This is a genomic window from Sphingobium sp. IP1, from assembly GCF_002708645.1.
GTDB lineage: Bacteria > Pseudomonadota > Alphaproteobacteria > Sphingomonadales > Sphingomonadaceae > Sphingobium > Sphingobium yanoikuyae.
The window spans coordinates 84,881-98,515 of sequence record NZ_NOIW01000001.1; the positions used below are offsets into that span (position 1 = coordinate 84,881).

10 protein-coding genes are annotated in these 13,635 nt (G+C 67.3%); 3 read left to right on the top strand and 7 right to left on the bottom strand.

Annotation, left to right across the window (positions count from 1 at the left end):
- Positions 1 to 12 precede the first annotated feature (12 nt).
- The 4 genes from CG471_RS00415 to CG471_RS00430 all read right to left on the bottom strand — a co-directional run bounded on the left by CG471_RS00415 (position 13) and on the right by CG471_RS00430 (position 4,479).
- Positions 13 to 1,248 (bottom strand): amidohydrolase family protein, encoded by a 1,236-nt coding sequence (locus CG471_RS00415; protein WP_099229810.1) that lies wholly within the window; start codon positions 1,246 to 1,248, stop codon positions 13 to 15.
- A gap of 80 nt (positions 1,249 to 1,328) precedes the next feature.
- The gene (locus tag CG471_RS00420) at positions 1,329 to 2,225 is read right to left on the bottom strand and encodes a LysR family transcriptional regulator (RefSeq protein ID WP_010338918.1); all 897 of its coding nucleotides are present in this window, start codon (positions 2,223 to 2,225) and stop codon (positions 1,329 to 1,331) included.
- A gap of 42 nt (positions 2,226 to 2,267) precedes the next feature.
- Positions 2,268 to 2,876 (bottom strand): response regulator transcription factor, encoded by a 609-nt coding sequence (locus tag CG471_RS00425; protein ID WP_048937626.1) that lies wholly within the window; start codon positions 2,874 to 2,876, stop codon positions 2,268 to 2,270.
- Entirely contained in the window at positions 2,869 to 4,479 is a 1,611-nt protein-coding gene (locus CG471_RS00430) for a sensor histidine kinase (protein ID WP_099229812.1), read from the bottom strand. The genes CG471_RS00425 and CG471_RS00430 overlap by 8 nt, the downstream gene beginning before the upstream one ends.
- Positions 4,480 to 4,705: 226 nt before the next feature.
- Here CG471_RS00430 and CG471_RS00435 point away from each other — a divergent pair, with 226 nt between their 5' ends.
- From CG471_RS00435 to CG471_RS00445, 3 genes are read left to right on the top strand one after another with little or no spacing between them, the layout of a single operon-like run.
- Positions 4,706 to 5,794: a flagellin gene (locus tag CG471_RS00435; protein ID WP_099229814.1), complete on the top strand. Its 1,089-nt coding sequence runs from the start codon at positions 4,706 to 4,708 to the stop codon at positions 5,792 to 5,794.
- Between the two features lie 51 nt (positions 5,795 to 5,845).
- Positions 5,846 to 6,775, top strand: a complete 930-nt coding sequence (locus CG471_RS00440) for a polysaccharide deacetylase family protein (RefSeq protein ID WP_099229816.1) — start codon at positions 5,846 to 5,848, stop codon at positions 6,773 to 6,775.
- A gap of 49 nt (positions 6,776 to 6,824) precedes the next feature.
- Positions 6,825 to 8,384 carry a right-handed parallel beta-helix repeat-containing protein gene (locus CG471_RS00445; RefSeq protein ID WP_257211360.1) on the top strand — a complete coding sequence of 520 codons (1,560 nt, stop codon included), beginning with the start codon at positions 6,825 to 6,827 and terminating at the stop codon, positions 8,382 to 8,384.
- Between the two features lie 50 nt (positions 8,385 to 8,434).
- Here the strand turns inward: CG471_RS00445 and CG471_RS00450 are convergent, their stop codons facing one another.
- Genes CG471_RS00450 through CG471_RS00460 form a run of 3 tightly spaced genes read right to left on the bottom strand, consistent with a single transcriptional unit; the run spans position 8,435 to position 13,491 of the window.
- Positions 8,435 to 9,460: a zinc-dependent alcohol dehydrogenase gene (locus CG471_RS00450; RefSeq protein WP_004208408.1), complete on the bottom strand. Its 1,026-nt coding sequence runs from the start codon at positions 9,458 to 9,460 to the stop codon at positions 8,435 to 8,437.
- A gap of 45 nt (positions 9,461 to 9,505) precedes the next feature.
- Positions 9,506 to 12,178, bottom strand: a complete 2,673-nt coding sequence (locus CG471_RS00455) for an HAD-IC family P-type ATPase (RefSeq protein WP_099229820.1) — start codon at positions 12,176 to 12,178, stop codon at positions 9,506 to 9,508.
- Positions 12,179 to 12,228: 50 nt separating this feature from the next.
- Positions 12,229 to 13,491 (bottom strand): phospholipase A, encoded by a 1,263-nt coding sequence (locus CG471_RS00460; RefSeq protein WP_099229822.1) that lies wholly within the window; start codon positions 13,489 to 13,491, stop codon positions 12,229 to 12,231.
- Between the last annotated feature and the right edge of the window lie 144 nt (positions 13,492 to 13,635).

The following is a 13,635-nucleotide window of genomic DNA, read 5'->3' on the forward strand; positions in this document are numbered from 1 at the left end:
GCGTCTTTCCGGTCAGACCGTCAGGGGCTCGGGCACGGGGGATTTGTGCATCCGCCCGCCCAGCATGATCATCTTGATATTGGCCGCATCCTGCAGCAGGCGGACGTCCGTCGTCGGATCACCCTCGACCAGCAGCAGGTCGGCGAGATAGCCGGGCTTCACCTGGCCGACGGGCTGGTCCATCAGCTCGCCGCCCAGCATGGTGGCGGCGTGCAGCGCCTCGGCCGGGGTGAAGCCATAATAGGTGACGAAATGTTCCAGGTCGCGGGCGTTGCGGCCATGCGGGTTGAAGGGGAAACCATAGTCGCCGCCGGGCAGGACACGCACGCCGCGCGCCTTCAATTTGGGCACCAATGTCTTTTCCAGTTCCAGCCGCTCGGCTGCGCTCGCCTTCATCGACGCCATATTGATATGGGGCGGCGGATTGGCCTCCAGCGCGGCGACCGATACGCCGGGACCGGGGGCGTAGAAGATGGCATCCTTCTTCGCCGCCATGGCGTCGACCGCCGCATCGTCGGCGAAGGAACAATGATAGAGGATGCGGGCGCCGGCTTCGAGCGCCAGATTGATGGCGCGCGGGCTATAGGCATGGGTGGCGATCCACAGGCCTGCCTCCTTCGCCGCCTCGCCGGCCGCGATCATTTCCGCGTCAGTGTAGAGGATATCCTGCGACGATCCGGGCTTGAGCGCATCCTCGCCCGAAATCACCAGCTTGAGCGACTTGACGCCCTCCGCCGCGCAATAGGCGACGAAGGCGCGCATTGCTTCGGGCCCCCGCCCGTTGAACACATCGCCGGTTTCGACCCCTTCCTCGCCTTCCGGGCTACGCTCCAGCGTGGAGGGCACCAGCCGCGGGCCGGGGGTTTCGCCGGCCGCAATGGCGCGGGCCAGTTCCGGTTCAATCTGGTCGCCCAGCGCGCCGGCCGAATAGAGGCTGGTATAGCCATGGTCGAGCAGCACGCGGGCATTGCGCCAGGCGGCGACCTTCAGCTCTTCGGGCGGCAGGATGAACTGATGATAGATTTTCTCGACCGAACTGCCCCAGGTCAGATGGGTATGGGCGTCGACCATGCCGGGCATCAGCGTCGCGCCCTGGCCGTCGATCACCATGTCGGCCTGCGCCGCATCGATCGCCGCCTCGTCGCGCAGAATGTCGGCGATGCGATCGCCCTCGATCAGGACCGCGCCGGGGAAGGGCGCACTGCCGGTCCCGTCGAAAATCGCAATATTGCGGATCAGCTGCCGCACGAGGGCTCTCCCGAAGTCTCTTGTTGAATGCCCTTATGCGCCGAATTTATACGCAAGAATAATAATGATTTTTGGGAACATCATAGTTTGGAGCTATGGATCATGATGTCCAGCAGCGCCTCGCCCAGCCGCGACAGGCGCGCATCCTTCAGCTTGCGGATGCCGATGCTGCGCTGGAAGGTCGCTTCGCGAATGGCGATCGCGCGCAGCACGCCGATCGACAATTCGGCCGCCGCCACCTTCATCGGCAGGATGGTGAGCCGGCTGCTGTTCCGCACCATCGCCTTGGTCGTCAGCAGGGAGTCGCACCGGATCACATCCTGCGGCACCGGCACGCCCGCCGCCATGAACAGCGCGTCGATCTGCCGGCGAAAGGCGCCCCGCGCCTCCGGCAGCACCCAGCGCTTGGCCATCATGTCGCGCAGCGACACCTCGGCCGGCAGATGGTCGTTGCGGCGCCCCACGACCAGCGCGAACGGATCCTGCGCGAAGGTGATTTCCTCGATCCCCTCGGGCGGTTCCTCCAGCCCCGTGGTGACGAAGGCCAGCTCGATCTCGCCCCGGTGCAGCATGTCGGCCAGGTCATGGTCGGGCCGCTCTACCGCATGCAGCGCGAAATGGCCCATCTTGTCCTCCAGCCGTCGCACCGCGTCGGGCAGCAGGCTGACGAGGGCGCCCGGCGTGCCGCCGACGCGCAGCGGCCCGGTCACGCCCGCGCGCGCCAGCCGCAATTCCTCCTCCGCGCCGCTGATCAGGCTGTCGACCGCCTCCGCCCGGCGCAGCAGCACTTCGCCCTCCGGCGTCAGGCTGATGCCGCTGCGCGACCGGGCGAACAGGGCCGCGCCGACCGACTGTTCCAGTTGCGCGATCGCATTGGACACCGATGGCTGGGAGATGTTGAGCAGCCGCGCGCCGCCGCTGATCGAGTTGGCACGGCAGACGGCGAGGAAGGTGCGAAGCGCGCGGGGATCGATCATCGGTCTAGATAGCCCGACCATCGCCGCGCACAACAAGACAATCTAGCCGTCGGTGCCGCTCGCCTCCCGCACCAGGGCGATCAGGGCAGCGGGACTGCTGGCGCCGGTCTTGGCGACGATCGCGGCGCGATGATCCTCGATCGTCTTGGGGCTGAGCGACAGGGCGGCGGCGACCATCTTGTTGCTCATCCCCTGGGCCAGGCAGTGCAGCACCTCGCGCTCGCGCGGGGTCAGCGGCGCCAGCCGGGCCAGCGCCCCGCGCCGCTGCCGGCTCCAGCGCGCGCCCTCCGCCACGGCGGCCAGCAGCCGGCCCTCGTCGATCGGCTTTTCCAGATAGTCGAGCCCGCCATAGCGGCGCACCGAATCCACCGCGCTGCTGGTGGTCGGCCAGGCCGTCATGAAGATGATCGCCACCGCCGGATCCTGCGCCCGCATCCGCTCGGCAAAGGCAAAGCCGTCCATGTCCGCCATCATCACGTCGGTGACCAGGCAATGGGCCGGCTCGTCGGCCTGGGCGCGCAGCATCGCGCGGGGCGTGTCGAACGCCTGGGTGCGATAGCCGTGCCGCCCCAGCAGCCGCGCCACCGCCCGGCCCAGATCAGGGTCGTCATCGACCACATGGATGATGGCGGGATCGGCCGGGTCAGTCATGGCTGGGCTCCGTGCGGGGCAGCGACAGGCTGGCGCGCGCGCGGCCCTGCGCGATGTCGCGGGTCAGCGTGCCGCCATGGGCGTCGGCGATGGCACGCGCCACCAGCAGGCCGATGCCCATGCCGCCATAGTCGGGGGTGGGGGAAGGGACCGGGTTGGCGACATGGATCGTCACCTGATCGGCCCGGCTTTCCACGGCGATCTCGATGGTCGATCCGGGCGCCGCCAGCATCGCGTTGCGCAGCAGGTTGAGCAATATCTGGGTCAGTTCGATCTCATGCCCGGTGACCTGCAAGCGTGCATCCATCGGCGGCAGGCTGATGGCGCAGCCCAGGCTGCGCGCCTCGCCGCCGACCATGCCGGCGCAGTCGCGCAGCATCTGGCCGACGATGATCGGCGATGGTTCATCGACCGCGCGCCCGCCAAAGCTGCGCAGCCGTCGCACCATGTCGGCCAGCAAAGCCGCCTTGCGATCGACCAGTTCGATGCTCTCCCGCATCTCCGCCGGGTCGGGCTGCGGATCGCGCGACAGGGCGGACAGATGCCGGGTCTCGATCGCCAGCGTCGACAGCGGCTGGCTGATCTCGTGGATGATCGCCACCGACATGGCGCGCAGCGTCTTCAGCCGTTCGGCCTGGAACAGGATGCGGTCGCGCCGGGCGATATCCTCGCGGGCGCGAATCTGCGCCTCGGCAAAGCTGCCGGCGAGATAGGTGGCGATCGCCATGGCGGCGAGGCCCATGTGCAGCGCGAAGCGGGTGGCGCTGGCCGACAATGGTGCCGACCAGGGCAGGATGATCGCGGCCGACAGGATGATCGCGATCCACGCGCCCAGCCGGCCGCAGCGCAGCCCCACCCAGATCGCGCCGATCAGCACTGGCGTGACCGCGATCTGGGGTTCGACCCGCGCCAGCCCCCAGGCGAGCAGCCAGGCAAAGACGAAGACGGCGGCCGCCTCGACCGCGCGCCCGCGCCCGATCTGCATCAGCCGCCGCGCCTCTTCGTTGCGCGTGCCGATCCACAGCAGGGGCGGCGCGACCAGCAGCACGCCCAGCAGGTCGCCGACCAGGAAGGCGGCGATGGTGGTGGCGATCGGCTGGCTGGGCAGGGTGCCCGACACGCCGGGCCACAGCCATTCCCAGAAGCCCGCGGTGAAGGACACCAGCGTCGGCGCCAGCACCGCGGCCAGGCCGAAGGGCATCGGCGCGATCGCCAGTTCCGACCGGCTGCGTCGTTCGATGAAGCGCACCAGCGCGATCATCAGGCCATAGGCGGCGGGCGCGCGCGCGACCCCGCCCAGCTGGTTGAGAAATTCGGGGCCGTCCGACACGATCGTGCCGGTCAGCAACTGGATCACGCATTCCTCGACGATCAGGACCGGCGTGTAGCGCGCGCCGATCCGCCATAGCAGCGCCAGCCGCACGCCGGCAGCGGGATACCAGAGGCTGAAGAAATGCGCGCCGCCCCACGGGCTGGCCGCCATATGCGCCAGCTTGAACGCAAAGGGATAGGCCAGCAGCAGCGCCACCAGCCGCCAGTCGATGGCGCGCGCCTCCAGGCGGAAAGGGCGCAGCCGGGCGCTTGTGGGGGACAGGGTGGCCATGGCCCTGTCCTAGCCCGGATCACCCGCCTGCCAAGCCGGGAAATTCCCTGCCGTTTCAATCTTATCCGGGAATTAACCGGATAGGCCGGCGACCGCCGCTTCGCCATCACGGGCCGGACCGTTTGGGGGCAACGCCTTTCGGTTGCCGGGCGGCGCACTGCGACCCGCGTCGCCCGGCCCCACAGACGCCGGCATCTTCCTGCCTGGCATGGATGGAGGACATCCCATGAGCGTGATCGGAACCAACAGCGCGGCGCTGCGCGCGCAGCGGGCGATCGAGGCGGCCACCAAGGCCCAGGGCCAGGCAAGCGAGAAATTGTCGACGGGCAAGCGGATCAATTCGGCCAAGGATGATGCGGCCGGCATGGCCATCGCCCAGACCATGACCAGCCAGCTGCGCGGCATGGAAGTGGCCAAGCGCAACGCGGCCGACGCCATATCGCTGACCCAGACGGCCGAAGGCATATTGGGCGAGGTCCAGAATAGCCTGCAGCGCATGCGCGAACTGACGTTGCAGGCGGCCAATGGCGTCAACCGGCCGGAGGATCGCGCCGCACTCCAGACCGAGCTGGACCAGACCGTCGCCCATATCAACGCGCTGCTGCAGAATAGCGAGTTCAACGGCGTGAACCTGTTTTCGAACACGGCGCAAGGGACGGCGGCCCGCGACTATAATGCGGATGGCGATTTGCTCGATTACAGCGGCTATGGGTATTATCGCGATGAACTCATGCACAGCGCTGGCAGCACCGTCATCAATGTCCAGGCCGGTGCCAATGCGACCGACAATGTCGCCATCATCCTGCCGACCCTGCGCAGCAATGGCGACGATTTCGCCCTGCTGGGCACCGACCTTGCTGTGAACGGCACGATGCGCTTCGTGGGGATCAGCAATATCGATCTGACCCTGGACTATGATGTTGATGTGGCCGCCGTCTACCGCACCAATGATGTCGGCAGCACCGGCTGGATGGACCCGGAAGGCTATGTCGCCTTCACCGATTCCGATTATAAATCCTACGCCCAGATCGGCGTGACCGCGCAGCAGGGGCTGGCGGTGATCGACGCGGCGCTGGCGCAGATATCGACCGCCCGCGTCAATCTGGGCGCGGCGCAGAGCCGGCTGGAATCCATCTCCAGCCAGCTCGACACCAATATCGTCAACCTCACCGACGCCCGCTCGCGGATCGAGGATGCGGACTTTTCCACCGAATCCACCGCCCTCGCCAAGAGCCAGATCCTGTCGCAGGCGGCAACGGCGATGCTGGCCCAGGCCAATGCCCGGCAACAGGATGTGCTGAAACTGCTCGAATGATCCGCGCGGCCGGGCTAGGACCGCTGCGGACATTCAGCGGGAGAGGCAGGAATGATGAAGCGGGCCATGGCCCTTTGCCTGCTGCTGGGCAGCGCAGCGGCGGCGCAGGCGGGCGATCCGCCCCGGTTCGATGTCGCGATCACGGTCGATGATCTGCCCGCCCATGGCCAGTTGCCGCCCGGCACCACCCGCGCCGACATCGCCCGCCGCTTCCTGGCGACGCTGAAGGCGCATCATGTCGCGCAGGCCTATGGCTTCGTCAATGCGCGCGGCCTGGCGGACGATCCGGCGTCGGACGCGGTGCTGACGCTCTGGCGCCAGGCCGGCTATCCGCTCGCCAACCACAGCTACAGCCATTTGAATCTCGACGGCGCGTCCTCGCTCGACGCCTGGCAGGCGGATGTGATCGCGGGCGAGCCGGCGCTGGAACGGCATATGGGGAAAGGGGACTGGCACTGGCTGCGCTTCCCCAACCTGTCGAGCGGCAAGGACGTGACCCGCCATGACGGCGCCGCCGCCTTCCTGAAGCAGCGCGGCTATCGCATCGCCAGCGTCAGCCTGGCTTTCGAGGACTGGGATTATAGCGACGCCTATGCCCGCTGCCGCGCGCAGGGGGACGATCGCATGATCGCGGCGATGAAGCGCGACTATCTGGCGGTGGTCGATCAGGCGATCGCGCGGGCAAAGGCCAATGCCCAGCGCGTCCATGGCCGCCCGATCCCGCATGTGCTGCTGCTCCATGTCGGCGCCTGGACCGCCGACACCCTGTCCGATGTCATGGCCCGGCTCGACGCTGCCGGCGCGCGCTATATTCCGCTGGCAAAGGCGGAGGCTGACCCGGCCTATGCCCAGGCGGAAGTCCTGCCGGGCGGCGGTGGCATCATCGAACGGGTGGCGCAGGCACAGGGCATCGCTCTCCCCGCCGATAGCGCGCCGGCACCCGAAATCGACCTGCGCCAGGCCTGCCGCACGCCAGGCTGAGGCGACTTCACCTTGCATTCAGCGCGCGACCGATAGAATGGCGCGCAATATGATCATGGGTAAAAGCCGGCATGGCCGGGCGCTGACAATCTTCCTGCCTTTCCTGGTCCTGACCGCGGGTGCGACATCCGCGGCGCAGGCGACGACCTATTATGTCAACAGCGCCACCGGCAATGATCGCGCCGCCGGCACCACTGCCGACCAGCCCTGGCGCAGCCTGGCGCGGGTGCGCGACTATCCGCTGATGCCCGGCGATCAGGTGCTGCTGATGGCCGGATCGCGTTGGCAGGAGCCGCTTACCATCACCCGCTCGGGCCGCTCCGGCGCGCCGATCAGCGTTGCCGCCTTCGGCACCGGCGCACGGCCGCGCATCGACGCCGGCGGCGTCTCGCCCCATGGCGTGGGCGTCATCAACGCCGAATATGTCAGCGTCAGCGGGCTGGAAGTCACCAACGACAATCCCGCCCCGGCCCAGCGTTTCGGCGTGCTGGTCTCGGCGATCGACCGGGGCGTGACGCGCGGCATCCGCATCAGCGACATGTATATCCACGACGTGCGCGGCGTGAATGATCGCAAGGATAATGGCGGCATCGTCTTCAGTGCGACCGGCAAGAAGCTGCCGACCCGCTTTCAGGATCTGGTGATTGAACGCAATATCGTCTGGAAGGTCGACCGGTCCGGCATTGCCGGCATCGCCGACCGGATCAGCGCCAAGGACTGGTTCCCGAGCGAAAAGATCGTGATCCGCGACAATCTGGTCGAGGATATTGGCGGCGACGGCATCGTTCCGCGCGGCACCGACGGCGCCCTGATCGAACATAATATCGTGCGCTATGCCGGTGCCCGAGCGCCCGGCTATAATGCCGGCATCTGGCAGTGGAGCACCGACAACAGCCTGATCCAGCTCAACGAGGCCGCCTATACCCGCACCCGCTATGACGGACAGGGCTTCGACAGCGACTTCAATTCGCGCCGCACGACATTGCTCTACAATTACAGCCACGACAATGCTGGCGGCTTCCTGCTGATCTGTTCGCCCGGCCGCAACGACAAGGATAATCTGGGCAATCGCGGCACCGTCGCGCGCTATAATGTCAGCCGCAACGACGCGCTGCGCATCTTCCAGCTCGCCGGCAATGTCTCCGACGTGCTGGTGGAAAAGAATGTGATCCATGTCGGCAAGGGCATGGATGTGCAGATGGTGGTGGCGACCAACTGGGATGGCTGGGCGCAGGATGTCCGCATCGTTGAAAATGACTTCAAGGTCGCCGGCACCGCCCGCTATGGCAGCGAAAGCGGTCGGTCCGGCCCCGATTATCTCATCAAGGCAGGCTTCGCCCCGGCCCAATTTATCCGCTTCCGCGACAATCGATACTGGGGCAGCCATGTCGACCTGCCGGCCGAGGCGGCGGGCGACGTGATCCCGCCCTATCTCGATCAGCCGGCCGACTGGCAGGTGCCCGTGTTCGACCCGGCCAGGGCAGAGGGTTTCCCCGAATTCATGGCCCGGCACCGCGCCTGGATGCTGGCCATGCTGCAACGCGAACTGGGCCAGGCGGTGCAGCCGCGCCAGCCGCGCCGCATCTCCATCTTCGAGGCGCGCCGCTGACCGGCGGCGCGGGCGGCATGCACCGCCCGCGCCCGGCCATCACCCGCCCGTTACAGGGTGAGCGAGATGCGCCCGTCCACCTTGCCGGCGCGCAATTCGTCCAGCACGGCGTTCACATCGTCGAACGGCCGGGGCGTCACATGCGCCTTCACCTTGCCCTCGACCGCGAAGGCGATCGCTTCGGCCAGGTCGCGCCGCGTGCCGACGATCGACCCGCGCACGGTCACGCGCTTGAGCACCACGTCGAAGATCGGCGTCGGGAAATCGCCCGGCGGCAGGCCGACCAGGCTGACGGTCGCGCGTCGGCGGGTGCAGGCGATCGCCTGGGCAAAGGCGGGGGGCGACACCGCCGTCACCAGCACGCCATGGGCGCCGCCGCCGGTCGCATTCTGCACTTCCGCCACGACATTGTCGGCCCGCGCATCCAGCGCCAGGTCCGCGCCCAGCGACCGGGCCAGCTCCAGCTTGCTCTCGCCAATGTCCAGCGCCACGACATGCAGGCCCATCGCCTTGGCATATTGCACGGCGACATGGCCCAGCCCGCCGACGCCGGAAATGGTCACCCATTCGCCCGGCTTCGCCTCGGTTTCCTTCAGCCCCTTGTAGACGGTGACGCCCGCGCACAGGATGGGCGCCATCGTCACGAAGTCGACGCTGTCGGGCAGGCGGCCGGCAAAGGGGGCGCTGGCGATCGCATATTCGGCATAGGTGCCGTTGACGCTGTAGCCGGTATTATGCTGCCGCTCGCACAGCGTTTCCCAGCCGGTCTCGCAATATTCGCAGGCGCGGCAGGCATCGTGCAGCCAGGGGATGCCGACGGCGTCGCCTTCCTTCAGGTCGGTGACACCCGCGCCCAGTGCCACCACATGGCCCACGCCCTCATGGCCGGGGATCAGCGGCAGGGTCGGCTTCACCGGCCAGTCGCCGTCGATCGCGTGCAGGTCGGTATGGCACACGCCACTGGCGACGATCTTCACCAGCACCTCGCCGGGCCCCGGCTCGGGTATCGCTATCTCCTCGATCGTCAGCGGCGCCTTGAACGTTCTGGCAATCGCGGCTCGCATGGTCGTCGGCATGATTTCCTCCTTCTTCTGCGGCGGTTGGACGGTTGATAATGGCGGTCAGATATCCTCGAACCAGGCGAGCCGATGGGCGGCCAGCTTTTCGAGTTCCAGCAGGGCGAACATCGCCGCGCCCAGGCCGATGATCATCAGCCCGTCGGTCAGCGACAGCGGCCGGCTGTCGAAAATATCGTGCATGAACGGCGCATAGGTGAAGAGCAGCTGGGCGATCACCACCGCCACGATCGCCGCCAGCACGATCGGCGTGCCTATCGCGCCGCGCAGCGTCAGCGATCGCATGTGCAGGAAGCGGACATTGAACAGATAGAATATCTCGCCCACGATCAGCATGTTGACCACCATGGTCCGGGCGGTATCGATGTCGTGGCCGACATGCTGGGCATAGAAGAATATCCCCAGCGCCATCGCCCCCATCAGCACCGATACCAGCATGATGCGCCACAGCAGGAAGGGGGAAAGCAGGGGGGCACCGGCGGCACGCGGCCGCCGTTCCATCGTCCCCGGCTCGGTCGGCTCGAACGCCAGCACCAGCCCCAGCGTCACCGTCAGCACCAGGTTGATCCACAATATCTGCGTCGCCGTCATCGGCAGGGCAAAGCCGGCAATGATCGCGATCACCACCGCCAGCGTCTCGCCGCCATTGGTCGGCAGCGTCCAGCTGATGACCTTGCGGATATTGTCATAGACGGTGCGTCCTTCGCGCACGGCCGCCACGATCGACGCGAAATTATCGTCCAGCAACACCATCTCGGCCGCTTCCTTGGCGGCCTCCGTGCCCTTGATCCCCATCGCCGTGCCGACATCGGCCTGTTTCAGCGAAGGCGCGTCGTTGACGCCGTCGCCGGTCATGGCGACGACCAGCCCGTGCGACTGGAGCGCGCGGACGATGCGCAGCTTGTGCTCGGGGGAGGAGCGGGCGAACACGTCGACATCGCGCACCCGCGCCGCCAGCGCCTCATCATCCAGCGCCTCGACCTCGGCGCCGCTCATCGCCTGGGGATCATCGTCCAGCGCCAGTTGGCGGGCGATGGCGATGGCGGTGCCGACATGGTCGCCGGTAATCATCTTGACCGCGATGCCGGCCGACCGGCACTGGGCGATCGCCTGCCGCGCCTCGTCGCGTGGCGGATCGATGAAGCCCATCAGCCCCAGCAGCTCGACCCCGCTCATCAGATCGTCGAAGCCGATCCGGTCGGGCGCCCCTGTGATACGCTTGACGGCAAAGCCTAGCAGGCGTTCGCCCCGGTCGGCGGCGGCCGACAGCCGCGCGTCCCAGGCGACGGCATCCGCGCCGGTCATCGCCAGCACCGCTTCGGGCGCACCCTTGATGAAGATGGCGCTGCTGCCATCGGGCGCGCGATGCAGCGTCGCCATGAAGCGATAGGCGGCGTCGAACGGGATTTCGTCGATCCGCGGCCATTCGTCGCGCACATGGTCGGCGCTCAGCCCCGCCTTCATCGCCAGCGCGACCAGTGCCCCCTCCATCGGGTCGCCCTGCACGGTCCAGCCGTCATCCGCTTGGCGCAGCAAAGCGTCATTGCACAGCAGCCCGCAGCGCAGGATCGGCGCGGCATCGGCCAGAGCCTCGGCATCGTCGCTGCCCTCGGTCACGCTGATGGCGCCCGTCGGCGCATAGCCCGATCCGCTGACATGCAGGTCGCCGCCGGGCAGCAGCAGGTGGCGCACCGTCATCTCGTTGCGGGTCAGCGTGCCGGTCTTGTCGGTGCAGATCACCGATGTGGCGCCCAGCGTCTCTACCGCTGGCAGGCGCCGGATCACCGCCTGGCGCGCGGCCATGCGCTGCACGCCGATGGCCAGCGTGATGGTGATGACGGCGGGCAGTCCTTCCGGCACGACGCCGACCGACAGGGCAACGATGGCGATCAGCGCATCGATCCAGTGGAAGCCGCGCGCCAGCACCGCGAACAGGAACAGGACGACCGCGCCGGCCAGCACCGACCAAGTCATGAGCCGGGCGAAATCGTCGATCTGCCGCACCAGCGGCGTCTTGCCGACCTCGACCGCCTTCAGCATGCCGCTGATCCGACCGATCTGGGTATGGCTGCCGGTCTCGACCACCAGCCCGGCCGCCTGGCCGGCGGCGACCAGCGTGCCGGAAAAGGCCATGTTGCTCTGGTCGGCGATGCCGGCGTCGGCGGCGATCAGCGTCTGATGCTTTTCCGCCGCGACCGATTCGCCGGTCAGTGCCGCCTCGTCGATCAGCAGGCCGCGGGCGCGCAGCAGCCGGATGTCGGCCGGCACCCGGTCACCCGCTTCCAGCAGCACGATGTCACCGGGCACCAGATCGGGCACCGCCACCACCCGCCGTTCGCCGCTGCGCAGCACCATGGCATGCGGCGCGATCATGTCCTGGATCGCGCCCAGCGCTTCCTCGGCCTTGCCCTCCTGGATGAAGCCGACGACCGCATTCACCAGCACCACGGCCAGGATCACGGCGGCATCGATGCCGTGATTCAGCAGCAGGGCGATCAGCGCCGCACCCAGCAGGAAATAGATCAGCACGCTATTGAAATGCGCCAGGAATCGCAACAGCGGATGCTGGCGCGGCGCTTCGGGCAGGGCATTGGGGCCATAGCGCCGCAGCCGGGCCTCGGCATCGCGCTGGTCCAGCCCGGTCGCTTCGACGGACAGCATTGCCAGCGCCTCTTCGGGCGGCAGCGCATGCCAGGCAACGGGCGGGGCAGAGGACATCGGCTTCCCTTTCAGTCGCGTCGAGCGGCCGGGGGCAAGCCACCCGGCGGTCAGCGCACCAGCGCGAAGCCGATCCGCAATCTTGTTATGGAACGATTATAGTCCAACAGGTTCTCGCCATATCCGGCAAATCCCTGAGCGAACAAATAGAGATCGGGGCCACCGCCCAGCAGGCGCGGCAGCGGATAGGACAGGTCGGCGTTGATCGCGCCCTTGCCCGATCCGAAATTGAACCGGCTGTTGGTCGACAGGCGCAGCCCGTCATCATCGCCGACCTGCAGGAACAGGCCGGCATGGCCGCGATAGCGGACGATATCGGGATTGTCGGACTTGTCGCCGACATAGAAGGTCAGGCGCGGTGCCACCAGCAGCCGCCGTTCCTCGCCGAGCGAGAAGGCCGCCATCGGCGCGACATAAAAGCTGTTGATGCTGCGCGACGCATCGCCGTCGCGGCCGTTGGATTCGTGCCGAAGCCCGCCCTGCAGCGCCAGCGACATGCCGTTCTTCAGCATCCGGGTCGGCGTCACATAGATGATTTCTGGCTGATAATCGATGTTGCGGAAGGGCATGGAATTGGCGCCCAGATCCCAGAACATGCGCTGGGTATAGGCGAAATGCAGGCCGTCCCGCCAGGAACTGGGCAAATGCGCGGCATCGCGCGATCCGAACAACCGATATTCGAAGCTCAACTGCAACCGGGCATCGGTATTGGTGCCGGGGCCATAGACCGCATAGATCGGCTCATAGGGCGCCAGATTGCCGATGAAGGCATTGCCGGCGCTGCGATCGGCCGGCGGCGCGACCGGCGGCGGCACCGGGGTTCCGGGCGGCGGCGGCGGCGGTGGGACAGGCACCGGCGAAGCGGCCGCCATCCGCGAGGCAGCCGCGCCATGCAGCGCAACCTGCGGCGAATTCCAGGCCGGGATCGACAGCAACGTCCCCTCGGCCATGTCGCTTGCGGCCAGTTGATAGCGCGCCTGGGCAAAGCCGCCCGGCGCAATCTCCACCGTCTCCGGCACGCCCGGCGCCCGGCGCAGCCACAGCCGGCGCGCGGCGCCATCCTGTTCCACCAGCGCCTCGACCCGGTCGGGCAGCGGCATGGTGGCGGGCGCCGCGCCCATGTTGAGGAAGCGCAGTTCCACGCTCGCCATATTCTGGTCATCGGGCAGGGCGATCCGCCCTATCAGGGTTTCTACGGGTTCCCCGGCCAGGGCGCTTGTCGCAAAAGAAGGCGACAGGACAACCAGCAGCCATGCCAGGCTCGACCAGGGGGCGGGCAAGTGTCGTGGTTGCGCGCGGCGGTTGCGGATCATCCTGCGTCCCTTGTCGCGTTGCGCCCCTCGCAACGGCGCGAGCGGTCAGGTCAGGTGCGATTGACGATACTGGTTGTGGTAGATAAACACAAATATATTAAAGGCATAAGTTATTCGTGAGTCCTTGTGATGTTCTGAAACATC

Excerpts from the sequence above, each read along its gene's own strand:
- CG471_RS00420 (WP_010338918.1), bottom strand. The coding sequence starts at position 2,225 with ATGATCGATCCCCGCGCGCTTCGCACCTTCCTCGCCGTCTGCCGTGCC.
- CG471_RS00425 (WP_048937626.1), bottom strand. The coding sequence starts at position 2,876 with ATGACTGACCCGGCCGATCCCGCCATCATCCATGTGGTCGATGACGAC.
- CG471_RS00430 (WP_099229812.1), bottom strand. The coding sequence starts at position 4,479 with ATGGCCACCCTGTCCCCCACAAGCGCCCGGCTGCGCCCTTTCCGCCTG.
- CG471_RS00435 (WP_099229814.1), top strand. The coding sequence starts at position 4,706 with ATGAGCGTGATCGGAACCAACAGCGCGGCGCTGCGCGCGCAGCGGGCG.
- CG471_RS00440 (WP_099229816.1), top strand. The coding sequence starts at position 5,846 with ATGATGAAGCGGGCCATGGCCCTTTGCCTGCTGCTGGGCAGCGCAGCG.
- CG471_RS00445 (WP_257211360.1), top strand. The coding sequence starts at position 6,825 with ATGATCATGGGTAAAAGCCGGCATGGCCGGGCGCTGACAATCTTCCTG.
- CG471_RS00450 (WP_004208408.1), bottom strand. The coding sequence starts at position 9,460 with ATGCCGACGACCATGCGAGCCGCGATTGCCAGAACGTTCAAGGCGCCG.
- CG471_RS00455 (WP_099229820.1), bottom strand. The coding sequence starts at position 12,178 with ATGTCCTCTGCCCCGCCCGTTGCCTGGCATGCGCTGCCGCCCGAAGAG.
- CG471_RS00460 (WP_099229822.1), bottom strand. The coding sequence starts at position 13,491 with ATGATCCGCAACCGCCGCGCGCAACCACGACACTTGCCCGCCCCCTGG.